At 41.6% G+C, this 24,223-nt stretch carries 22 protein-coding genes and 3 tRNA genes; 23 read left to right on the top strand and 2 right to left on the bottom strand.

Annotation, left to right across the window (positions count from 1 at the left end):
* Positions 1-5: 5 nt before the first annotated feature.
* Both asd and rsgA read right to left on the bottom strand, forming a co-directional pair.
* Complete coding sequence (gene asd / locus SFRI_RS17125; RefSeq protein ID WP_011638758.1) at positions 6-872, bottom strand: archaetidylserine decarboxylase; 867 nt, start codon at positions 870-872, stop codon at positions 6-8.
* Positions 873-927: 55 nt separating this feature from the next.
* Positions 928-1,989 carry a small ribosomal subunit biogenesis GTPase RsgA gene (gene rsgA, locus SFRI_RS17120; protein ID WP_011638757.1) on the bottom strand — a complete coding sequence of 354 codons (1,062 nt, stop codon included), beginning with the start codon at positions 1,987-1,989 and terminating at the stop codon, positions 928-930.
* A gap of 112 nt (positions 1,990-2,101) precedes the next feature.
* Here rsgA and orn point away from each other — a divergent pair, with 112 nt between their 5' ends.
* The 23 genes from orn to astA all read left to right on the top strand — a co-directional run bounded on the left by orn (position 2,102) and on the right by astA (position 24,219).
* Positions 2,102-2,647 (top strand): oligoribonuclease, encoded by a 546-nt coding sequence (gene orn, locus SFRI_RS17115; protein WP_011638756.1) that lies wholly within the window; start codon positions 2,102-2,104, stop codon positions 2,645-2,647.
* Positions 2,648-2,844: 197 nt separating this feature from the next.
* Positions 2,845-2,920, top strand: a tRNA-Gly gene (locus SFRI_RS17110).
* 93 nt (positions 2,921-3,013) lie between these two features.
* Positions 3,014-3,089, top strand: a tRNA-Gly gene (locus SFRI_RS17105).
* Between the two features lie 103 nt (positions 3,090-3,192).
* Positions 3,193-3,268: transfer RNA gene (locus tag SFRI_RS17100), tRNA-Gly, on the top strand.
* A 614-nt stretch (positions 3,269-3,882) separates the two neighbouring features.
* The gene (locus SFRI_RS17095; protein ID WP_011638755.1) at positions 3,883-4,338 is read left to right on the top strand and encodes a ferritin family protein; all 456 of its coding nucleotides are present in this window, start codon (positions 3,883-3,885) and stop codon (positions 4,336-4,338) included.
* Positions 4,339-4,510: 172 nt separating this feature from the next.
* Positions 4,511-4,969, top strand: a complete 459-nt coding sequence (gene tsaE / locus SFRI_RS17090; RefSeq protein WP_011638754.1) for a tRNA (adenosine(37)-N6)-threonylcarbamoyltransferase complex ATPase subunit type 1 TsaE — start codon at positions 4,511-4,513, stop codon at positions 4,967-4,969.
* Between the two features lie 7 nt (positions 4,970-4,976).
* Positions 4,977-6,320 (top strand): N-acetylmuramoyl-L-alanine amidase, encoded by a 1,344-nt coding sequence (locus SFRI_RS17085; protein ID WP_011638753.1) that lies wholly within the window; start codon positions 4,977-4,979, stop codon positions 6,318-6,320.
* A gap of 1 nt (position 6,321) precedes the next feature.
* On the top strand, positions 6,322-8,181 hold the full coding sequence (mutL, locus tag SFRI_RS17080) for a DNA mismatch repair endonuclease MutL (RefSeq protein ID WP_011638752.1): 1,860 nt from the start codon (positions 6,322-6,324) through the stop codon (positions 8,179-8,181).
* 1 nt (position 8,182) lies between these two features.
* Positions 8,183-9,109, top strand: a complete 927-nt coding sequence (gene miaA, locus SFRI_RS17075) for a tRNA (adenosine(37)-N6)-dimethylallyltransferase MiaA (RefSeq protein ID WP_041413207.1) — start codon at positions 8,183-8,185, stop codon at positions 9,107-9,109.
* An 82-nt stretch (positions 9,110-9,191) separates the two neighbouring features.
* Positions 9,192-9,449 (top strand): RNA chaperone Hfq, encoded by a 258-nt coding sequence (gene hfq, locus SFRI_RS17070; protein ID WP_011638750.1) that lies wholly within the window; start codon positions 9,192-9,194, stop codon positions 9,447-9,449.
* A gap of 20 nt (positions 9,450-9,469) precedes the next feature.
* Positions 9,470-10,777, top strand: coding sequence for a ribosome rescue GTPase HflX (hflX, locus tag SFRI_RS17065; protein ID WP_011638749.1), 1,308 nt, complete (start codon positions 9,470-9,472; stop codon positions 10,775-10,777).
* 33 nt (positions 10,778-10,810) lie between these two features.
* Entirely contained in the window at positions 10,811-11,971 is a 1,161-nt protein-coding gene (gene hflK / locus SFRI_RS17060) for an FtsH protease activity modulator HflK (protein WP_011638748.1), read from the top strand.
* 2 nt (positions 11,972-11,973) lie between these two features.
* A complete protein-coding gene (gene hflC / locus SFRI_RS17055) occupies positions 11,974-12,852 on the top strand; it encodes a protease modulator HflC (protein ID WP_011638747.1) in 879 nt (292 codons plus the stop codon).
* 413 nt (positions 12,853-13,265) lie between these two features.
* The gene (petA, locus tag SFRI_RS17050) at positions 13,266-13,856 is read left to right on the top strand and encodes a ubiquinol-cytochrome c reductase iron-sulfur subunit (RefSeq protein WP_011638746.1); all 591 of its coding nucleotides are present in this window, start codon (positions 13,266-13,268) and stop codon (positions 13,854-13,856) included.
* Positions 13,856-15,070, top strand: a complete 1,215-nt coding sequence (locus tag SFRI_RS17045; RefSeq protein ID WP_011638745.1) for a cytochrome b — start codon at positions 13,856-13,858, stop codon at positions 15,068-15,070. The genes petA and SFRI_RS17045 overlap by 1 nt, the downstream gene beginning before the upstream one ends.
* Positions 15,070-15,804: a cytochrome c1 gene (locus SFRI_RS17040; RefSeq protein WP_011638744.1), complete on the top strand. Its 735-nt coding sequence runs from the start codon at positions 15,070-15,072 to the stop codon at positions 15,802-15,804. The genes SFRI_RS17045 and SFRI_RS17040 overlap by 1 nt, the downstream gene beginning before the upstream one ends.
* A gap of 95 nt (positions 15,805-15,899) precedes the next feature.
* Positions 15,900-16,529, top strand: coding sequence for a stringent starvation protein SspA (gene sspA, locus SFRI_RS17035; protein ID WP_011638743.1), 630 nt, complete (start codon positions 15,900-15,902; stop codon positions 16,527-16,529).
* The gene (locus SFRI_RS17030) at positions 16,529-16,999 is read left to right on the top strand and encodes a ClpXP protease specificity-enhancing factor (protein WP_011638742.1); all 471 of its coding nucleotides are present in this window, start codon (positions 16,529-16,531) and stop codon (positions 16,997-16,999) included. Before sspA ends, SFRI_RS17030 begins: the two co-directional genes overlap by 1 nt.
* 97 nt (positions 17,000-17,096) lie before the next feature.
* Complete coding sequence (locus tag SFRI_RS17025) at positions 17,097-17,666, top strand: aminodeoxychorismate/anthranilate synthase component II (RefSeq protein ID WP_011638741.1); 570 nt, start codon at positions 17,097-17,099, stop codon at positions 17,664-17,666.
* A 128-nt stretch (positions 17,667-17,794) separates the two neighbouring features.
* Entirely contained in the window at positions 17,795-20,284 is a 2,490-nt protein-coding gene (locus tag SFRI_RS17020) for a S9 family peptidase (RefSeq protein WP_011638740.1), read from the top strand.
* A gap of 102 nt (positions 20,285-20,386) precedes the next feature.
* Entirely contained in the window at positions 20,387-21,529 is a 1,143-nt protein-coding gene (locus SFRI_RS17015; RefSeq protein WP_011638739.1) for an HDOD domain-containing protein, read from the top strand.
* 335 nt (positions 21,530-21,864) lie between these two features.
* A complete protein-coding gene (locus tag SFRI_RS17010) occupies positions 21,865-23,082 on the top strand; it encodes an aspartate aminotransferase family protein (RefSeq protein ID WP_011638738.1) in 1,218 nt (405 codons plus the stop codon).
* Positions 23,083-23,199: 117 nt separating this feature from the next.
* Complete coding sequence (gene astA, locus SFRI_RS17005; RefSeq protein ID WP_011638737.1) at positions 23,200-24,219, top strand: arginine N-succinyltransferase; 1,020 nt, start codon at positions 23,200-23,202, stop codon at positions 24,217-24,219.
* Positions 24,220-24,223 lie beyond the last annotated feature (4 nt).

Below are 24,223 nucleotides of genomic sequence, written 5' to 3'. Positions count from 1 at the left end.
GTTGATTATTGTTGTTTGAGTCTCGCGAACGGCTGACCCATGCGAGTTGTTTCACCTGGTTCTACACCATCTGCAAATGTTTCAATAGCATCTTGGGCAAATAACATCACCACAGTACTGCCTAATTTAAAGCGACCCATTTCAGCGCCTTTTTCTAAGGTGACCGCTTCTGGACCCGTGGTTGGATAGTCCCAGCTAAATACTTGTTTACCACCTGGCGGCGTTACCGTGCCGGACCATATGGTTTCAATACTGGCAACTATGGTTGCACCAACCAGTACCATTGCAAGTGGACCTACTTCGGTTTCAAATATAGCCACAACACGTTCATTACGGGCAAACAGTCCTGGCACGTTTTGAGCGGTAAGTGGATTAACCGAGAATAAATCACCTGGCACGTAAGTCATTTTTGATAATGTACCTGTAATAGGCATATGCAGGCGATGGTAATCTTTTGGGGCCAAATAAATGGTGGCAAAATCACCACCATCAAAACGGGCTGCATCGGTCTTATTACCACCTAACAATGCTTCAGAGGTGTAACTATGGCCTTTAGCCTGAAAAATATTGCCCGCTTCAATTGGACCACATTGGCTTACCGCACCGTCAACAGGGTGCGCCATCATATTACTTTCTTGGCAGATAGGTCTTAGTTCAGGCTTTAATGCGCGGGTAAAAAATGCATTAAAAGTCTTATAGGCTTCGGGCTCAGGTTGCTGTGCTTCAGACATATCAATTTTGTACTGTTTGATAAACCATTTAATGACTGCCGTGGTGATAGCACCTGCTTCAGCTGCAGCAAACTTGCCCACTAAACGCGACAGAAAATGTTTTGGTAGCATGTATTGCAAAGCAATTTTAATTGAGTCCAATGTGTTTCCCTTTTCTCTAATCTGGTTGAACCATAAAATATTATTCTATTGAGTATTATTCATCAATAGCACGGAAATGTCGTGCATGACGTTGCTCGTCTAAACTGGCAATAATACGTTGGTAATTACTAAAGCGGTCTTGGGTTATCTTTCCATCAGCTAAAGCCTGCTGTAAAGCACAACCTGGGTCGTCGCCATGTTTACAATCACGGAACTTACACGATCCTAAAAAGTCTCTAAACTCAACAAAACACCAGCCCACTCTTATGGCATCTAAATGCCATAAGGCAAATTCGCGAACACCGGGGGAATCGATTAAATCACCGCCGCTGACAAAGTGCAGTAATTTGGCCGTGGTCGTAGTGTGCTGTCCTAAACCTGAGTTGCCAGACACATCTCCGATCAATAGTTCAGCATCAGGCATTAATGCATTGATTAATGACGACTTGCCAACACCAGACTGACCAGCAAAAACACTGACGCTGTTATTGAGTAATTCTTTTAGGTCTTCAACGCCTTCACCTGTGTGACTACTGACGCGGAAAACTTGATAACCAATATTTTGGTAACGCGTTAAGGCTGTTTCAATTTCTTCACGATTAGTCTCATCCAATAAATCAATTTTATTCAAAATGATGATTGGTGTGATATCAGTATCTTCTGAAGCCACTAAGTATCGGTCAATAATTTGAGTGGTAAAGCTGGGCAATACCGATGACACAATTAAGATTTGATCGATGTTGGCGGCAATAATTTTTACGCCGTCGTATAAATCTGGTCGAGTTAAAGAAGATTTTCGAGGGTGAACGGCGATGACAATACCACCGATACTGGAGCCAGATTGGACTTCTGTCGCTAGTCTGACCACCACTTTATCACCAGTAACTAAACTGGTTACTGCCCGGCGAATATTACACCGCGATACAGTACCGTCAGCCGTTTCTATGTCGGCATGCTGACCAAAGCGCGAAATAACCACTCCAGCTTGCTCAGGGCCTAAGAGGTTATCCTGTAACTCAGCTTGTTGAGTGTCATCGTCACCGCGCTTTAATCGCTTGGTTTGATTCGCTCGCATTCGGCGTAATTGGCCTTGGCTTAGGGGTTTCTTTTTACTCACTGGCTTATCTTCATTAAATAGGTGTTTTTTTGTGTGTCAAAAAAACAGTATGATACACACTCTTTTATAAAAATGCCTGAATTTAGGCGACAGATAACATAAGGCGGCATAAATGGCTGTTGATGCGAATAATCTAATTTGGGTTGATTTGGAAATGACAGGCTTAGAACCAGATGTCGATCGAGTCATTGAAATTGCAACCTTAGTGACCGATCAAGAACTCAATATCATTGCTCAAGGCCCTGTTCTAGCCATTTATCAGACCGATGAAGTACTAGCAGGCATGGATGATTGGAACCAAAAACATCACGGAGAGTCTGGATTAGTTGACCGTGTGCGTGCCAGTAAATGTTCTGAACAAGATGCGATAGCACAAACGATTGATTTTTTAGCTCAGTACGTGCCTAAAGGCGCATCGCCAATGTGCGGTAATAGTATTGGTCAAGATCGTCGCTTTTTGAATAAGTACATGTTGGAACTTGAAGAGTTCTTTCATTATCGCAATATTGATGTCAGCACAGTTAAAGAATTGGTTCGTCGTTGGAGTCCTGAAACAATGAATGGCTTCAGCAAGAAAAATACTCACCAAGCATTAGAAGATATTAAGGAATCTATTGCTGAAATGCAGTTTTATCGCAAAGAAGTATTTAAAATTTAACCAATCGAACAATTTTTTTTAAAAAGGGGGTTGCAGCATAGTAAAATTTACCTATAATGCGGCCTCAACTTTCTACAGAGCGCCAAACTCTGAGTCATAGAAAGTTGTAATGAAATTTGAAAGTACGCGACATTAGCTCAGTTGGCATAGGTTGAAAGACGATACCTTGTTGATTGTTACAATGAAGCAACCAGTACGCGACATTAGCTCAGTTGGTAGAGCGATACCTTGCCAAGGTATAGGTCATCAGTTCGAACCTGATATGTCGCTCCAAATTTCAGCATGATTTTGTAATGCGACATTAGCTCAGTTGGCATAGGTTGAAAGACGATACCTTGTTGATTGTTACAATGAAGCAACTAGTACGCGACATTAGCTCAGTTGGTAGAGCGATACCTTGCCAAGGTATAGGTCATCAGTTCGAACCTGATATGTCGCTCCAAATTCTTGCACGTTTCTTATATGATTTGAAATGCGACATTAGCTCAGTTGGTATAGGTTGAAAGACGATACCTTGCTGATTGTTACAATGAAGCAACCAGTACGCGACATTAGCTCAGTTGGTAGAGCGATACCTTGCCAAGGTATAGGTCATCAGTTCGAACCTGATATGTCGCTCCAAATCACTTCGCTAGTTTGAAATCCCTAGTTTGAACTGCAACGTTAGCTCAGTTGCGCCCTTAGAAAATACGATACCTTTTTGTTTGCCAAGCTAGACGTTATAAAGCGGTCATCAGTTCGAACCTGTCTTTGTGAAAATAAAGGTCGCTCCAAATCAATCTTCTCGTTTCAAACTCTTCCTGCTAAAAATTCCTAACCAAAAATCTAAGCGTTAAACCTGAATTGATTTTTGATTTGCAACATTAGCTCAGTTGCGCTTTTAGAAAATGCGATACCTTTTTGTTTGCCAAGCTAGACGTCATAAAGCGGTCATCCGTTCGAACCATTATTGAGAAACGTATAGCTCGATCTACATTTTTAATGGCCATCAATCCGAGTCTAACTCAGCCTGAACCTTATTATTTTAATAAATTTGCACCATTTGTGTTTGAGCAAATCGTTTTGCAATCAACAAATAAGTGATCTAGTACTCACTTCTTCATGGATCTCTAAAGTAAGAGCATATTGGTGAAGTAAAACATGATCTGGTTCAAATCATTTACTGCTGTAATCTTTGATAATCAACTTAAGATAGATTTTCCTAAGAAGTTAGGGCTTTAAACGAGGTGAGTTTTATGCGGATCCAACAACTAAGTGAGCTACTTGATTACGTTGCTAATTGCCATCTCGATATGGAGAAATTATATAAGCGCTTAGATCGTAATGCGGATTCTTCTAGAGTAAAAATGATGTTGACCTATTTTCAACAACATCAAAGACATATTTACGAAACGTTAGAAAGCTATCTTGAAGATGCACCGTCAAGAATATTAAATACTTGGTACAAAGATATTACGTTTGAAGATTTTAGTAAGCGTTGCAATGAAACTTCACTCCCTGCCAATATGAAAGAAGACGAAGTGCTTGAGTTGCATTTAGACCTAGAAAACCGCTTAATCGCTTTACTTGAAAAAACAGCTAATAGTAGTCCAACTGATGAAATTAAAAGTGCATTAATGGACTTAGTCCGTGTTGCACAAACTCAACAAAAACGTTTAGTTCATAGCACAATCCGTATGGATGACATTTAAACGAGGCGTTGAAATTTTAATATAACTTCCTGAAGTGTGATTTTGCCAGCTATTCCCAGTAGCTGGTTTTTTTATTAACAAAAAATAACCACTATAACAGTGGGAGTTCCCCGGTAACTTCTGGTATATTTAGCATTCTTGTATCTCTTTTTTATGGAAGCTGACTTTACACATGACATCGCTGTTTAAAACCCTTGAAAATGAACAAGCTACTGTTGCCCTTGGACAACAAATTGCGCAGTGGATAAAGCCGCCACTCACTATTTATCTTACGGGGGATTTAGGGGCAGGTAAAACAACGTTTAGTCGAGGCATTATTCAAAGTTTAGGTCATCAAGGCGCGGTGAAAAGTCCGACATACACCTTGGTCGAACCCTATGAATTTAATGATATGGACGTATTTCATTTTGACCTATATCGATTAGCCGACCCAGAAGAGCTCGAGTATATGGGTATCCGTGATTATTTTACTGCCAGAAGTGTGTGTCTAGTTGAATGGCCTGATAATGGTCATGGATTACTCCCTGAGGCTGACATCCATTTGCATTTGCGTTATAAAGAATCTCAAAGACAAATTGAATTACAAGCTTTATCCCCTGCAGGGCAGGCCATTTTGAATAATATAAAATAAAATAATAATGACTTTAAAAAATACGTTTTTTACCTCTGTAGTCTTCATGCTGTTGTTTTTGCAGTCTAATGTGGTTTGGGCTGCCAACCAACTTGATAGCGTGCGCATTTGGGCTGCCCCAGAATCGACGCGAGTCGTATTTGATTTAACCCAAACCCCTAATTATGACAGTTTTACCTTAACCGGCCCTCATCGTTTAGTGGTCGATATTCAAGATACTGGCGCCAAGATTAATTTAGATAAAATAGCTAACAACAGTAAAATTATCAAAAAGATACGTTTTAGCTCTCCACCTAAAAAAGGTGTATTGCGCCTGGTTATGGATTTAACTAAACCGGTAAAATCCAGTCTATTTACTTTGCCTCCTACTGCTCCATATGGAAACCGCCTTGTCGTCGACTTAGAAGATTCTAACGGCGAGTCGCCAACGGTGAATGCGGTTAGTCGCTCTGCTAATCAGTCATCTAGAGACATTGTGGTTGCCATTGATGCTGGACACGGTGGTGAAGACCCAGGATCAATTGGTCCCTCCGGTACTTACGAAAAGCGTGTGGTGATGGAAATAGCAACTCGTTTAGCCAGTAAAATTAATCAAACTGCAGGAATGCGTGCAGTGATGACACGGCGTGGTGATTATTATATTCATCCCAATAAACGTTCTGAGTTGGCTCGTAATATTAAAGCAGATTTATTGATTTCAATTCATGCAGATGCATTTACTTCTCCTAAGCCTCAGGGCGCTTCGGTTTGGGTATTATCTATGCGCCGTGCAAATACTGAAATTGGTCGTTGGCTTGAGCAAAAAGAGAAGCACTCTGAGCTATTAGGTGGTGCTGGAGAAATTATTCAAAATTCTGATAGCGAGCAATATTTAGCTATGACCCTTTTAGATATGTCGATGAATAGTTCTATGGCGATAAGTAATTCTATTGCTGGCGATGTATTAAAAGATCTCAACGGTGTCACCAAATTACATAAACATAAACCAGAAGCTGCGAGTTTGGCGGTACTTAAATCACCGGACATTCCTTCTATTTTAGTGGAAACCGGTTTTATTTCTAATCCACAAGAAGAGCGTTTACTCAGAAGCCCGGCACATCAAGAAAAAATAGCACGCGCCATCCATTCGGGGGTGCAACGTTATTTTGCTAGTAATGCGCCCAGCGATACATTGATTGCGAAAGCGCGATCTAGTAGCTCGCAAGCACAAAAGCATAAAGTGCAACGCGGTGAGTCACTGTCTGTTATCGCCCAGCGATATCGCGTTTCTATTTCACGTTTAAAGCAGGCCAATAACTTGAAGTCGGACGTGGTACGTGTTGGTCAACATCTTGTGATCCCAAGGGCTTAATATGGCGATTCAGCTGCTACCTCCTCAACTTGCAAACCAAATCGCAGCCGGTGAGGTCGTTGAACGCCCGGCTTCTGTGGTTAAAGAACTGGTTGAAAACAGCCTTGATGCTGGTGCGACTAGAGTTGATATCGATATCGATAAAGGCGGCAGTAAGCTTATACGTATTCGCGATAATGGTGCGGGTATTGCTAAAGATGAGTTGGCATTGGCGTTATCGCGTCACGCAACCTCAAAAGTACATACGCTCGATGACCTAGAAGCTATTTTAAGCTTTGGTTTTCGGGGGGAAGCCTTGGCCAGTATTAGTTCAGTGTCGCGATTAACATTAACTTCGAAAACCGCTGAGCAATCTGAAGCTTGGCAGGCCTATGCTGAAGGCTCGCAAATGGACGTGAAAGTGACTCCTGCTGCGCATCCACAAGGTTCGACTATTGAAGTGGTTGATTTATTTTTTAATACTCCCGCCAGACGCCGTTTTTTAAAAAGTGATAAAACTGAATTTACTCATATTGATGAGTGGTTAAAACGTATAGCCATTGTTCGTAGCGATATTCATTTTACCCTGACACACAACGCTAAGTTAGTGCGTCAGTATCGTCCTGCAAATACTGACATTCAAACCCAACAACGTTTGGCGCAAATTTGCGGTAGAGCGTTTGCAGATCAAGCATTGAGCATTGCCTGTGAGCATGATGATTTCGTATTAACCGGTTATCTGCAGTCGCCACAAGACACTGTTATCACTGACACCAACTTTTTTTATGTCAATGGACGATTAATTAGAGACCGATTGGTTAACCATGCCGTAAAACAAGCTTTTGCTGAATATGGTATTGAGCATCAGCCGGGCTATGTGTTGATGTTATCACTTGACCCACATCAAGTTGATGTCAATGTGCATCCTGCCAAGCATGAAGTGCGGTTTCATCAATCTCGTTATGTACACGACTTTATCCTTCAAGCTGTGCGCTCGGCATTAGTAGAAATGCCAGCACTACCTCTGTCTGATGAATTAGAACATCATGATAATGTTGCCCCAATGCACACAGAATCGAACTTGATGCATGATGTGAAAGTCGTCGATACCGCAGAAGATGAATTTACACTTAATCATGGCTCGAGTAAGGCGATTAACAGCGTTAGCCAATTTGGCTCGATGCATGTCCCTGGAAAGAATAATGGCTTATCTGGAGGTTATTCAGCTGCAATTAAGCCTAGTTATGATAAAAAGCCTTCTAGTGCATCTTCTGCCCAGACGAAAACGGCCATTGCCAATTATGGGCAATTGTTGCATACCCCGATGAATAGCGCGGTATCCTATGTTCATGAGGCAGCCCCTCAAGTTACTATGCCGCCGTTGTTAGCGGGTGAGCATTGGGTTATCTGTAAAGATGATAAGTTGTCATTACTGCCAATAAAAAGCGTGTTATTGGCAGTAAGAAAGAAAGATGTTGAAACCAAATTAGCTAACGGTTTAGTGTCGCAGCCTTTGTTAATGCCTGTGTCTATAGCAGCAGATTTGGATTGGATAGAAACCTTAGCTGTTCGTGATCAATTACTGCGTCAAATGGGTATTGAGCTAACAATTCGCTTCCAACAGTTGATTATTAAAAAAGTGCCCCCATATTTGAGGGAATGCCAACTTGCAATTGTGATTCCAGAGTTACTGCAATGGATACAATTAGAGCAACCTACCCAGAGCGCCATCGTCGGTTGGCTGGCACAACAAAGTTTATCGCAATTTGAGCCAGCTCAAGCTTTATGGCTACAATTTTGTTCACTTGACGATGAAACACAACAAACTTGCTATGCCCAAGAACGCATAATACCTTGGCAAAATTGGATGAAAGATAATTAACGTGAATAGTGTCGATAAGCCGAAAGTGATATTTTTAATGGGGCCTACCGCCTCAGGCAAAACGGCATTAGCCATTGATATGGCGACTCAATATAATTGCGAAATTATCTCAGTGGATTCTGCATTGATATACCGTGATATGAATATTGGGTCTGCTAAACCCAGTGCTGAAGAACTGGAAATGGCTCCGCATAAATTAATTGATATTCTTGACCCAAGTGAGAGTTATTCAGCGGCAGATTTTCGCCGTGATGCATTATTGGCTATAGAAGACATCATTAGCCGTGGTAAGACCCCTTTACTCGTGGGTGGTACCATGATGTACTTTAAGGCATTGTTAGAAGGCTTATCACCATTACCTAGTGCTGATGAAGCCATTAGGCAACAAATATTAGCGCAAGCGCAAACCGAGGGTTGGGAAGCGCTGCATCAAGAATTATGTAACATAGACCCTGTTGCTGGAGAAAGAATTCATCCAAACGATCCACAACGGTTGTCAAGAGCATTAGAGGTTTATCGGATCAGTGGCAAAACAATGACTGAATTGACACAAACTAAGTCAGCCGCTTTGCCGTATGATGTAGTGCAATTTGCTATTGCACCAAACGATCGAAAAGTTTTACATGAGTTAATCGCTAAGCGTTTTAATATCATGTTAGAGCAAGGTTTTATCGAAGAAGTTGCGCGTTTGAAAGCGCGTGATGATTTGCATTTAGAGCTACCATCAATGCGTTGTGTTGGTTACAGACAGTGCTGGCAGTACTTAGATAATGAATTTGATCATGCGACAATGGTCGAAAAAGCTACCGCAGCTACTAGGCAATTGGCTAAACGTCAATTAACATGGTTGAGGAGCTGGCCAGATTTACAGTGGCTTGAAAGTGGTGTAGAAGGGAATTTAGTTACGCTTATGCGACAAAGCCGCTAGCTTATTAGCTGTTGCTGTATAATACTAAAACTAAACAATAAAACTTAATTCAACATATTTTAAAATAAAAAAGGAAATTGAAATGGCTAAGGGGCAATCTTTACAAGACCCATTTTTGAACGCATTGCGTCGAGAGCGTGTACCAGTCTCTATCTATTTAGTGAATGGTATTAAATTACAAGGCCAAGTTGAGTCATTTGATCAATTTGTTATCTTGTTGAAAAATACTGTAAGCCAAATGGTTTACAAACACGCTATTTCAACAGTTGTACCAGCACGCCCATTTAATGTTTCTGCTCACCAGGGTACTGCCCATGGTGAAGAAAGCGATGCTGAATAATTTGAAAAGGAATATAATTTTTGTTTGATCGTTATGAAGCGGGTGAAACAGCTGTATTGGTTCATATAGACTTTTCAGACGAAGAGCGTCGTGAAGATCTAATTGAATTACAGTTGTTAGTTGAATCTGCTGGTGCTCGCTCTGTTGGAGTGATTACTGGCAGCAGACGCTCGCCGGACCGAAAGTTTTTTATTGGTTCCGGCAAAGCAGAAGAACTTGCTGCTATGGTCGCTGCTACTGAAGCCAATGTAGTGATTTTTAATCATGCATTAAGTCCTGCTCAAGAACGTAATCTTGAAGTGGTGTGTCAGTGCCGAGTCTTAGATCGAACTACGTTGATTCTTGATATTTTTGCTCAACGAGCGAGAACTCATGAAGGCAAGATGCAAGTGGAGCTAGCGCAATTGCGCCACATGTCGACACGCCTAATTCGTGGTTGGACTCATTTAGAGCGACAAAAAGGTGGTATCGGGATGCGAGGGCCGGGTGAGACCCAGCTTGAAACAGACCGACGTTTATTACGAGGCCGGATCAAGAATATCAATCGTCGCCTCGACAAAGTAGATAAACAACGCGAGCAAAGCCGACGAGCTCGTAAGCGCAGTGATTTAGCGACTGTGTCTTTAGTAGGTTATACAAATGCGGGTAAATCGACATTATTTAATGCACTAACGTCATCGGATGTTTATGCTGCTGATCAGTTATTTGCAACATTAGATCCGACACTGCGTAAATTATCGTTACCTGATGGTGCGGTCATTTTAGCGGATACAGTTGGGTTTATTCGTCATTTACCTCATGATCTCGTCGCAGCATTTAAAGCCACATTACAAGAAACTCGACAAGCTGAAATTCTTTTGCATGTCGTTGATTGTGCTGATGACAATATGACTGAAAATTTTGACCAAGTACAAAAAGTATTGGAAGAAATTGATGCAGATGAAATCACTCAATTGATTGTATGCAATAAGATAGATTTACTTGAAGATTTCGCGCCTCGTATCGATTACGATGAAGACGGTAAACCTGAGAGGGTTTGGGTCTCTGCGCAAAAACGCATTGGATTTGATTTGCTGCTGAAAGCGATAACCGAATTAATCGGTGAAGTGATTTGCGAGCTTACATTGAAAATACCTGCATCAGCAGGACATTATCTTGGCCAGTTTTATCGACTGGATGCAATACAGCAGAAAGAGTATGACGATCTGGGGAACTGTATTTTATCTGTTCGTTTATCGGACGCCAATTGGCGCCGGTTAGCTAAACAGAGTCAGGGGGAATTAGAGGCATTTATTTTTGAACCTTCAGAAGTAGACGTCACTTGTTAATCTCATTTATTTCATCCAATTATGGAGTGCTAAATGGCTTGGAATGAGCCCGGTAACAAGGGAAACAAAGACCCTTGGGGAAATAAAGGTGGTAACGATAAAGGGCCACCAGATCTTGACGAAGTATTTCGTAACCTATCAAAACGCTTTGGTGGCAAGGGGGGCGGTAGCGCCACTGGTCAGCCATTTAATTCATCTTTACTGATTGTAATTGCCTTGATTGCCTTAGTTATTTGGGCATTGTCTGGCTTATATACGGTCAAAGAAGCTGAGCGTGGAGTGTTACTCCGTTTTGGTCAACACATCGGTGAAGTGAGTTCCGGTTTACATTGGAAAGCCACTTTTATTGACGAAGTGACAATGGTTGATGTGGAAACGTTCCGTTCGATTCCTGCGTCTGGCAGAATGCTGACATCTGATGAAAACATCGTGAATGTTGAACTTGTGGTTCAATACAGCGTATCAGATGCTTATTCATATCTGTACAGTGCTGTTGATGCCAATTCGAGTTTACGTGAAGCGACAGATAGTGCGTTACGTTATGTCATTGGTCATAATCGTATGGATGACATTTTAACCACTGGTCGTGATGCTATTCGTCGTGACACTTGGACTGAGTTAGAGCGTATTATTGAACCGTATAAACTAGGCTTACAAATTCGTGACGTTAACTTTTTACCAGCTCGTCCTCCTGAAGAAGTCAAAGATGCATTTGATGATGCAATCTCTGCTCAGGAAGATGAACAGCGTTTTATTCGCGAAGCTGAAGCTTATGCTCGTGAAATCGAACCTAAAGCGCGTGGTACTGTCGAACGTATGGCACAACAAGCTAGTGCTTACAAAGAGCGTGAAGTTCTTGAAGCTAGAGGTAAAGTCGCTCGATTTGAGAAGTTATTACCTGAGTATAAAGCTGCTCCAGGTGTAACCCGAAATCGTTTATACATTGATGCGATGCAATCTGTGTTGGCTGATACTAATAAAGTACTTATCGACACTAAGAATAGCGGCAATCTGATGTATTTACCTTTGGATAAGTTGATGGATTCTTCTAAGAGTCTGCGCAATCAAGTAGAACCTGAGGTCGAACGTCACATCAATTCTGTTTCTAGTAGTGGTGTTGATACGCCGATTACTAGCATGCCGACTGATGGTCGTCTCAGCCGCGAAGATCGTATTCGCCAAGGGAGGAACTAACAATGGGTAGATTAGCTCTGATCATTCTCGTGATCATTTTAGGGGTGAGCTTTTCCTCTTTGATGGTGGTAAGCGAAGGTGAACGCGCGATTGTTGCACGTTTCGGTAAAGTGCTTAAAGAAGATGGCGCAACAACTGTTTTTGCACCAGGCCTTCACTTTAAATTGCCCTTGGTAGATAAAGTTCGATATTTGGATTCTCGCATCCAGACATTGGACGGTGCTGCGGATCGTTTTGTGACTTCTGAAAAGAAAGACTTAATGGTCGACTCTTATGTTAAGTGGCGTATTCGTGATTTTGAAAAGTACTATCTTTCTACTAATGGCGGTATTAAAGCCAATGCAGAAAGCTTATTACAAGCCAAAATTAGCAACGATTTACGTACTGAATTTGGTCGTCGCACAATCAAAGAAATTGTTTCAGGTAAGCGTGATGAATTGCAAACCGATGCATTAGAAAATGCTTCTGAAAGTGCCGAGAATCTAGGTATTGAAGTGGTTGATGTGCGTGTAAAGCAAATTAACTTACCTGCTAATGTCAGTACTAGTATTTACCAACGTATGCGTGCTGAACGTCAAGCTGTGGCGAAAGAGCACCGTGCGCAAGGTAAAGAGCAAGCTGAAATTATCCGTGCGACTATTGATGCCAATGTGACAGTAAAGATTGCTGAAGCTGAACGTAAAGCCCTTACCATTCGTGGTGAAGGTGATGCATTAGCGGCAAAGATTTATGCTGATACCTACAGTAAAGATGCTGAGTTTTATAGTTTTTTACGTAGCTTAGAAGCGTACAAAGACAGTTTTGCCGGTAAAAATGACATTATGGTGTTAGAGCCAGAAGGTGATTTCTTCAAGTACATGAAATCATCAAACGGTAAATAATACCCGCGTATGTTTTTGCATTAAAAAGCTCGGTTTTTACCGAGCTTTTTTGTGCCTGTAATATAATGTTTTTAGTATGAATTCTGTTTTCCCAAAAGTGGTCGCAAATCACATTAATGCATCTTTCCGATGTCTTTTATTATTTATGATTAATAATTTATTGTTTTAAATGTATTTATAAGACTTTTTACAGCTAATTAAGCTGCTGCTAATTGTTATAAGATGACTGATTTGTAAGCGTTTTTGAAAAAAATGTTAATATCCTCATCTTAGATGTGTGTTTTCACTATGATCTGGTTCTAATTTTTCGCTATAATGAGCACCGCCTCAAACTATGATTTTAGCGTTTCACCATTTATGGTCGCTAAAGTATTGAAATATAAAAATTCCAACACCCTCTGGGAGATAAGTGGATGAGCAATGCGCCAGTCGATACCGGACGTCGCAGATTCCTGACAGCCGCAACCGCCGTAGTAGGTGGTGCTGGTGCCGTCGCTGTAGCGGTTCCTTTCATCAAGTCATGGAATCCGAGCGCCAAGGCGAAAGCTGCAGGTGCGCCGGTCGAAGTAAATATTAGTAAAGTAGAACCAGGTCAGTTAATTCGTGTCGAATGGCGCGGAAAACCGGTTTGGGTCGTTCGTCGTACAGAAGCTGTGCTAAATAATCTTAAAACATTAGACAGCAAATTACGCGATCCTGCTTCAGAAGAAATGCAGCAACCAGAATATGCAACTAACCCTGCGCGTTCTATTAAGCCTGAATTTTTTATTGCAGTCGGTATCTGTACTCACTTAGGTTGTTCACCAACTTATCTGCCTGATTCATTCGGTGAGCAGGTTGAAGGTGTAACTTCTGGTTTCTTCTGTCCTTGTCATGGTTCTAAATTTGACATGGCTGGTCGTGTATTCCAGGGTGTTCCAGCACCACTAAACTTAGTGATCCCACCGCACAAATATGTCGATGATGCCAACGTTATCATCGGTGTAGATACAGGAGCGGCGTAATGGTTAAGAATATTATTGATTGGATTGATGCTCGCATCCCAATGACGGCTACATACAACCGCCATGTTGGACAGTATGCGACACCAAAGAATTTTAACTTTTGGTATTTCTTTGGTTCATTAGCGCTATTAGTTTTAGTTAACCAATTACTAACTGGTATTTGGTTAACCATGAATTACGTACCAACAGCAGAAGGCGCGTTCGCTTCTGTTGAGTACATCATGCGTGATGTTGATTACGGTTGGTTGCTACGTTACATGCACTCTACAGGTGCATCGGCATTTTTCTTTGTCATCTATATGCACATGTTCCGTGGGTTAATTTACGGTTCTTATCAAAAACCAAGAGAGCTATTATGGCTGTTTGGTATGTTGATATTCCTTGTGCTGATGGCTGAAGCATTTATGGGTTACTTACTACCTTGGGGACAAATGTCTTACTGGGGTGCGCAGGTGATTATCTCTTTGTTTGGTGCCATTCCTGTTATTGGTGATGACCTAACATTGTGGATCCGTGGTGATTACGTTATTTCAGGTGCAACACTAAACCGTTTCTTCGCATTGCACGTTATTGCGCTACCACTTGTATTGGTTGTATTGGTGTTCTTACACCTAATCGCCTTACATGAAGTGGGCTCGAATAACCCTGATGGTGTTGAAATTAAAAAGAACAAAGATGAGAACGGATGGCCTATTGATGGTATTCCATTCCACCCTTACTACACTGTAAAAGATATTATGGGTGTCGCTGGGTTCTTAATCGTGTTCTGTTATGTGTTGTTCTTCATGCCTGAAGGCGGTGGATATTTCCTTGAAAAGCCAAACTTTGAAGCGGCTAATCCAATGAAAACACCTGAACACATTGCGCCAGTTTGGTACTTCACACCTTTTTATGCCATTTTACGTGCTATCCCTGATAAATTAGTGGGCGTTATTGGTATGGGTCTGTCAATTGCAGTGTTATTCCTACTGCCTTGGCTTGATCGTTGTAAAGTGAAGTCTATTCGCTATCGCAGCATGATCCACAAGATCAACATTGCACAATTTACTGTGTCGTTCATTATTTTAGGATATTTAGGTGTAGTTCCTGCAACGCCTGAGCTAACTATTGCGGCACGTGTATTCACTTTCACTTACTTTGCTTTCTTCGTAGCCTTATGGGTTTACAGTAAGAATGAGAAAACAAAAGAAGTCCCAACGAGGGTGACACACTAATGAAAAAGTTATTAATTGCATTAGTTACATTGCTGCCATCTCTCGCAATGGCAGCAAGTGGACATAGTGTTCACTTAGAAAGAGCTAACGTTGACTTGCATGATAAAGCGTCATTAGAGCGTGGTTTGGATTCATTCCAACACTATTGCTCTGGTTGTCACAGCACTCAATACCAACGCTACGAGCGTGTTGCAACTGATTTAGGCATCTCTAACGATGATATGCGTAACAAGTACATGTTCACTGGTGCAAAAATCGGTGATTTAATGGAAAACGCTATTCCTACTCCAGATGCCGCTAAATGGTTTGGTGCAGCGCCTCCTGATTTAACGTTGGTTGCTCGTGTTCGTGGTGCTGATTGGGTATTTTCATACCTAAAAGGTTTCTACGCAGATGAGACTCGTCCATTTGGTGTGAACAACACAGTGTTCCCATCAGTGGGTATGCCACATGTTTTACAAGACTTACAAGGTCTTGCTACTGTTACGAAAGATGAAGCTGGTAATGCATCTCTTGTAAAAGATAAAGATGGTAATCTTGTTACCACAGGTGGCAAATTGACGGCAGAAGAATACGACCAAGTCGTTCGTGATATCACGGGTTTCTTAGTTTATTCAGCTGAACCAGTTCAGTTAGAGCGTGAAGCTTTAGGTTGGTGGGTACTTGGATTCTTGTTTATTTTCTTCATCATTGCTTATTTGTTGAAGAAAGAATACTGGAAAGATGTGCACTAGCCATCAATAACGGTTAATATACATTATCCGCATTTTGTAAACGGGGGGCTTAGCCCCTCGTTTGTTTTGTTTTTTCTAGATTCTGGAGGGTATCAATGGCTGTTGCTGCCAACAAGCGCTCTATCATGACACTTTTTTCTGGTGCCGATGATTTATATAGTCACCAAGTACGTATCGTATTGGCTGAAAAAGGGGTTACCGTTGATGTTTTACAGGTAGACCCAAGTGAAATGCCTGAAGATTTACTTGAAGTAAATCCATACAACTCTGTACCGACTTTAGTTGATCGTGAACTAGTGTTGTACGAATCACGCATTATTATGGAATATTTGGATGAGCGTTTTCCACATCCTCCATTAATGCCTGTATATCCGGTATCTCGCGGCCAAAGCCGTTTAATGATGCACAGAATCGACACCGATTGGTATGCGCTTGTAGAGCGTATCCGTAAAGGTGAAAAGGCTGATGCAGCGCGTAAAGAGTTAATGGAAAGCTTAATTGCTTTAGCGCCAGTATTTGCTGAAATGCCATACTTCATGAGCGAAGAGTTTGGTTTATCTGATTGCTACTTAGGCCCATTATTGTGGCGTCTACCAGTATTAGGCATTCACTTAGACCCACGTACATCGAAAGATATCAGTGCTTACATGACACGTATTTTTGAACGTGAATCATTTAAGGCATCGTTAACTGAGGCTGAGCGCGAAATGCGCATGGGCATGTAATGAAACCAATAACAGCTAATCGTCCATATTTGTTGCGTGCTTACTACGAGTGGTTGATGGATAACCATTTGACGCCACACGTAGTCGTGGATGCATTTGTTAACGGTACGCAGGTTCCGCAGCAATTTGTCAAAGACGGTCAAATCGTCTTGAATATTGCAACCGGAGCGGTGGCTAATCTTCACATGTCTAATGATGCAGTAGAGTTTAATGCACGTTTTGGTGGTGTACCACAGAATGTGTTTTTGCCTATGGCATCGATCGTGGCCATTTACGCTCGTGAAAACGGTGCTGGCACGGTGTTTGATATGGAAGATGCATATATGATCGAAGGTGAACATGATGAGTTATCATCTGTACCGCCATCAATGAAATCTGTTGATGACACTTCGACATTGCCACCATCGTCTAAATCGACAAAGCCTGATGATAAAACTAAGCGTAAAAACCATTTAACTGTGGTGAAGTAGCGGTTAGTTAACATTACATAAAACCAGTCGCAAGGCTGGTTTTTTTTAAGCTAAAATTGATGTGCTACAAACATTTATAGCGCAACTGGAACCCATAATGTTGTTGATGATTGATAATTATGATTCTTTTACGTTTAACTTAGTTCAGTACTTCCAAGCTCTGGGGCAAGAGATACTGGTTAAACGTAATGATGAAATCAGCATTGAACAAATTGAAGCTTTAGCACCTACACATTTGATTATTTCTCCTGGTCCATGCACTCCTAATGAAGCGGGTATTTCACTTGCAGCTATTAAACATTTTGCCGGTAAAATTCCTATTCTTGGTGTGTGTTTAGGACATCAAGCTATCGCACAAGTGTTTGGTGTTGATGTTGTGCGTGCCAAACGTGTTATGCACGGTAAAACCAGCTTGATTGAACATAATCAACAGGGATTATTCCGTCAATTAGCATTACCTCTGCAGGTTACTCGTTATCATTCATTGTTGATTAACCATGTACCTCATGGCTTTAGTCTGGATGCGTGGTTTGATGACCCAATTTATGGCCGTGAAATTATGGCGATGAGCCATGACGCGTTACGTATTTACAGCGTCCAGTTTCATCCTGAATCTATTTTGACTCAGCAAGGCCATGAACTTTTGGATAACTTTTTGTATTTATAAAGCGTTTTCGAATTTATATCTTCGGGTTCATTATCACGTATTCTGTTACAACTTCTGCAACTAATCTGGCTAAATTCTCGCGTCTATTTGTGCTATAAATAGCGCTTAAAATAATAAAAGGGATAACCATGACAAGCTTTATGCGAAACTTTGCGGTGAGCGCACTTTCTTTGGCAATGATAAGTGGTTGTGCTGCCACGGCCAAACATGACGATACAATGGTTATCGCAGCGCCGAGTGCAACAACGTTGACCGTGCCATTAGCACAGCCTCCAAAAGCCCAGCAACCGTTGACACTTAATCAAATTATGGCCAATCCAGATTGGATGGGAATTTTTGCTCAAGGAGCTTATTGGAGCGATGACAGTCAATCGGTATATTTCAGTCGCCAAGCACATCAATCTCCGGTCCGTGATTTTTATCAACAAGCTATTGGACAGTCCGAGGCAAACAAGCTTGCACTTAATCAGTTGCACCTTGCCGATCAACGTAATGGTGTCTTCGATCAGGCCAAGACTCAAAAAGCCTATATTTATCAAGGTAACGTATTTGTAAAAGATTTATCAAACGGTGAAATAAAGCAATTTACCCGTCAAAACGATGCAATTAATGGCGTACGTTTTTTAAATGGTGGCGACCTTGCATTCTGGCAAGGTAATAATATTTTCCGAGTGCACCAGTCTAGCGGCCTAGTAGAACAAATTGCCGCAATCCAAATGGAAAACGAACCTAAAACGACGCAACAGCCAAGCAGCTTTATTGCTAAGCAACAGCATAGACTTATTCAATATGTTGCCATGGAACATGACAACAGTGTCACACGTGATGAATACCGAGATTCATTGGCTAAAGCCGATCCTACTTTTTCAGCTAAACCTTGGTATTTAGGTGATGCTGAAGTGGTTTCAGAAATGAGCCTGTCGCCTGATGGACGTTATGTGATATTGGCCTTAACGGACAAAAATTATGATTGGCGTGCAGAACACGACATTATGCCGAATTATTTGGGCCAAGAAGGTTATGTCGATCCTGTGCCAGCACGTTCACGTGTTGCAGAAGACGCTTTTCCAGGTCAACGTTTAGTGCTACTCGACCTTATTGAACACAATAAAAAAGACATTACCATCGAAGGTCTAACTGGTTTTGATCAAGACGTATTGGCGAGTGTCAAAACTGAAAATGCTAAGGCCCAAGGCAAAAGCTATAAAAGCGAAAATGCTCCGCGTTTAGTCCAGTTAATGCAAGATTGGGAGTGGAGCCAAAGCGCAATTCAGTGGCATGAGTCTGATGATAAATTATTAGTGATGCTGGAAGCCGTTGACAACAAAGATCGCTGGATCGCCAGTGTCGACCTTCAAAAAGGCAAACTAACAACCGAACATCGGTTACATGACGATGCTTGGGTAAACTATAATTTTAATCAATTTGGGTGGATAACCGGTACCGATAACATGTACTACTTATCTGAAGAGTCTGGTTTTTCTCAGCTCTATACTAAAACGGCAGCTGGCAAAGTAGTCGCTCTTACCAATGGCAAATTTGTGGTTGATAATGTGACGTTATCACCCGACGCAAAACACCTTTATTATCGTGCTAATAAAGACCATCCAGGTAGCTACAATGTTTACCGTGTTGAGATTGCCACAGGTAAAACAGAGCAACTGACTCAGTGGCTGGGCACATTGGATTACAATTTGAGCCCTGATGGACAATCATTGTTACTAACGGCTTCATCTGCTGTTCACCCTGATGAACTGTACATTCAACCTATTGGCGGAAAAATGAGCCAATTAACGCATTATACTAGCCCTGAATTTACACTATATCCTTGGCAAACACCGCAGATAGTGACGGTTCCTTCAAGCCATGGGGCGGGAAACATTTATGCGCGGGTTTATTTGCCTCAAGGTTATGATGCTACCCAAGCAGACAAATATCCTGCTGTAGTGTTTAACCATGGTGCTGGATATTTACAAAATGCTCATTATGGTTTCTCGGGGTATTTTCGTGAGTTCATGTTCCATAACCTCCTAACCCAACAAGGTTATGTAGTGATGGACATGGATTACCGTGGTTCAAAAGGTTATGGCCGTGATTGGCGAACCGCGGTGTATCGCAACATGGGGCATCCTGAAGTTGAAGATTTAAAAGATGGTGTAGCATGGATGGCAAGTAATGCTAACGTGGATGCACAGCGTGTGGGCACTTATGGTGGTTCGTACGGTGGTTTCCTTACCTTTATGGCGTTATTCAATGAGCCTGAGTTGTTCCAAGCAGGAGCCGCATTGCGCCCTGTAGCTGATTGGGCACATTATAATGCACCTTATACCTCTAATATTTTAAATACGCCTGACGTCGATCCTATCGCTTATGAGCGTAGCTCACCAATAGAGCATGCTCAGGGGTTACAGAAACCACTATTGATCATGAGTGGTGTGTTAGATGACAACGTGTTTTTCCAAGACAGTGTGCGCATGGTGCAACGGCTTATTGAATTAGAAAAGCCGATGTTTGAAACCGCAATCTATCCTGTCGAACCGCATGGATTTAAGCAACCTTCAAGTTGGTTAGATCAGTATCGTCGTATTTATAAACTGTTTGAACAAGAATTGAAGTAATCGGCTCTGAGTTCAAAAAAACAAATAAATATCTATTAAGGCTTCCTTTGAGAAGCCTTAATTTTTATGATTAAGTGATGAAAACTGTAAAAGGCAATGTGAGTGGCAATATCAATAGCAGGTGGAGTTCGGCCCGGAAAAGTCATTGAGATTGAGCGCCGACTCTATAAACAACTTATAGTGGGTAAGCATAAAGCCAATGCTATGCCTGATGAGTTGAGCGCAGAATTAGAAGAGAGCGCTAATAAACTTGATATTGAGCGTAAAGCATTAAAAATGCGTCTTGAGAAACAAGCAAAAGAGAAAAGTGTATATGTTGAGGTATCCGCACTGTTAACTCATACAGTTAATAATGCGATAGAGCATCAATTAGCTCATCCTCAAATGATATTAGAAGCATCAGCAATTAGCGAAAATCAAATTTTATTGTTAGACCTTCTATTACACCCAGATCTGAACATTAATCGACTTCGACCGATTATCGAAAGTATTAACTGGTTATCACGTGATTTAATCAATTTAATTAATAGTCCAGCATCTCGTCACCGCCGCCCTAAACATGGCGATGTTCAAGTGACCGACATTAAGCTAGTGCTTAACTACATTGGTATTGAACATTTACGTTTGTTGATCCCTTATTTTTGTTTACGTAACTGGTTACCTTCAGGTAACGCTAACTTATTATGGATCACCCGCAAGCTTTGGCGTTACAGCATGGTAAGTGCCATAGCAGCGCAAACCTTAGCAGAGTTACATAATGAAGAGCCTGGTTTGGCTTATAGCTGTGCGTTAATGTACCAATTTTCTACCTCGATTATATTGAGCCAAAGTGGACGTATATTTGATAACACTTGGGGGACTTGGTTACGAGAGGCAAGCCATAGCCGAGAAAAACAAGTTTACGATGCCATTATGGCAACAGACTTTCCTGCCGAGGAAGTATTGGGGCAAGTATTACTCCATAGCCACCGTTTAAATTGGCAACTATTGAGTTTACTGAAATTTGATGATTCCCCGATTACACAAGTGTTAAAAGAGTTAGACCACGATTACCACTTTACAGAGCTATCAGCCGATGCCGCCATTGTGGCTAAGGCGAGTTGTTATGCCAAAGTGCTTTTGTTAGAAGAGCAACAACAAATCGATCCACAAGAGAAACGTATTATGTTTGATTATTATCAGTTTTCGGCGCAAGAACTGATTAGGCTTAAAGGCCAAAATTTTCGGAAGCTTGATTTACTTTAAATAGCTTTTTTCTATCAAAAGGGTAAATGTTAAATATGTGTAATTATTCACTTTTGATGAATAGCTACACAAATTCGAGTCAAATAACTTTTTTTATGACTATTTATGCTTCATAACCCCCAATAAATGCGTTGTTTAGTCATATTTATCAATCTTTATGCAGAATACCAATAAGGCCTGCAGAAGTTAATTGTACTGAACTGGTATTTTGATCACATTTTCGCTAATAATGTCGCATAAATAACACAAACTTCCGCTAATGCACTTACAGAATATAAAGCAGACAGCGGAAACAGCGGCTTTCAAGCCGCTTACAACCTGAAGGATGAAATGCAATGAGTGTAGAAATGAATCTAACCCGTGCCCAATTCGATGAAGTTATGGTGCCTAATTATGCGCCTGCCGCTGTTATTCCTGTTCGCGGAGCAGGTAGCCGAGTATGGGATCAAGAAGGTAATGAATTCATCGATTTTGCCGGTGGTATTGCAGTAAATTGTTTAGGTCATTGTCACCCAGCTTTAGTGTCAGCATTAAAAGAGCAAGGCGAAAAGTTATGGCATTTATCAAACGTAATGACCAACGAGCCTGCACTAGAATTAGCGACAAAGTTAGTTAATGCAACGTTTGCTGAGCGCGTCTATTTTGCTAACTCGGGTGCAGAAGCCAATGAAGCAGCATTAAAATTAGCTCGCCGTTATGCATTAGATAACCATGGTGCAGATAAAGACCAAATCATCGCATTCGATAAAGCTTTCCACGGCCGTACATTCTTTACTGTAACAGTTGGCGGACAAGCTGCTTATTCAGACGGTTTTGGCCCTAAGCCACAAAGTATTACTCACGTGCCATTTAATGATATCGCAGCACTTGAAGCGGTAATTTCTGACAAGACTTGTGCCATTATGCTTGAACCTCTTCAAGGTGAAGGCGGGATTATCAATGGTGATCCTGAGTTCTTAAAAGCAGTACGTCGTTTAGCTGATAAGCATGACGCATTAGTGATTTTTGATGAAGTACAAACTGGTGTAGGCCGTACTGGTGAGTTATTTGCTTACATGGGTACAGACATCGTGCCAGATATTTTAACCAGTGCCAAAGCGCTAGGCGGTGGCTTCCCTATTGCTGCAATGCTAACTAGCGCAAAAATTGCTGCTCACCTAAAAATTGGTACTCACGGTTCTACTTATGGCGGCAACCCACTGGCTTGTGCTGTAGGTAATGCAGTAATGGACGTGGTTAATACCAAAGAAGTGTTGGACGGAGTTAAACATCGCGAACAGTTATTCCGTGATGGTTTAGCGGCTATTAACGCCAAATACAACGTATTCAGTGAAGTACGTGGTAAAGGCTTGTTAATCGGTGCGGTATTAAATGAACAATATGAAGGTCGTAGCCGTGACTTCTTGGTTGCTTCTGTTGCTGAAGGCCTTATGAGTTTGATGGCTGGTGCAAACGTTGTGCGTTTTGCTCCTTCATTAGTGATCCCAGAAGCAGACATCGCAGAAGGCTTGTTGCGTTTTGAACGCGCAGTAGCAAAAGTGGTTGCTGGTTAATTTGCAAATTTAGTGCAGGCTTAGCTTGCACTAATTTGTTTGGGTACGCCAATTGGGTGAATACGCGTTGAAATGTATTTCAGCGCGGTTCGCTTATGGCGCAATGAGGAGATTAAGATGTTAATCATACGTCCTATCCGTGCAAGTGATTACGATGCACTTTATGGTATCGCAGTTGAGTCAGGCCACGGTTTTACATCTTTACCAGTTAACGAAGAGTTACTGCGTTCGAAGATTGCTAGGGCAGAGGCATCTTTTATCAAGCAAATTGATAAACCTTTTGACGAAGGTTATTTAATGGTGCTTGAAGATACAAAGACCAATGAAGTTGTCGGTACCTGTGGTATTGAAGCCGCCGTCGGCATGCAAGATGCTTTTTATCATTACCGTTTAGGTACTGAGGTCTATCATTCTCAGCAAATTTCTGTTCGCAATGAAGTTGAAACCCTCACATTATGCCACGACTACACTGGCGCAGCAGAAGTGTGCACCCTGTTTTTAAAAGACGGATATCGCAAAGGCAACAACGGCCGCATGTTATCACGCTCGCGCTTTTTATTATTAGCACAGCATCCTGAGCGCTTTGGCGATACCGTTATTGCTGAAATGCGTGGTGTGAGTGATGATCATGGTGACTCGCCGTTTTATGAATGGTTACAACATCACTTTTTAGGTATCGATTTTGTTGAAGCAGACTACTTGTCTGGTTTAGGCAAAAAAGCCTTTATGGCCGAAATGATGCCGCGAAACCCCGTTTATGTTTGCATGTTGCCTAAAAAAGCCCAAAAAGTGATTGGTGAAGTGCATAAAAACACCAAGCCAGCATTGCGTTTATTACAAGCAGAGGGTTTTAAGTTCCGTAATTATGTCGATATTTTTGATGGCGGCCCAACGGTTGAATGTGCACTAGCTGAGATCCGCTCAGTGAAAAAGAGCCGTTTATTGACCGTTTCAGTTGGCAAGATGCCACATGCCGATCATCATTTTATTATTTCCAACACCTCGCTTGCTGATTATCGTGCGTCAGCAGCTAAATTGTTGGTCTCTGATGAACACGACAATGTTGTGCTCAGCCCTGAAATCGCCGCTGGTTTACTGGTGAGCGATGGCGAGCAAATTCGTGTTTTAGCAATGTAGGAGC

Source organism: Shewanella frigidimarina NCIMB 400 (assembly GCF_000014705.1).
GTDB lineage: Bacteria > Pseudomonadota > Gammaproteobacteria > Enterobacterales > Shewanellaceae > Shewanella > Shewanella frigidimarina.
This window is presented reverse-complemented; position numbering and strand designations above follow the sequence as displayed.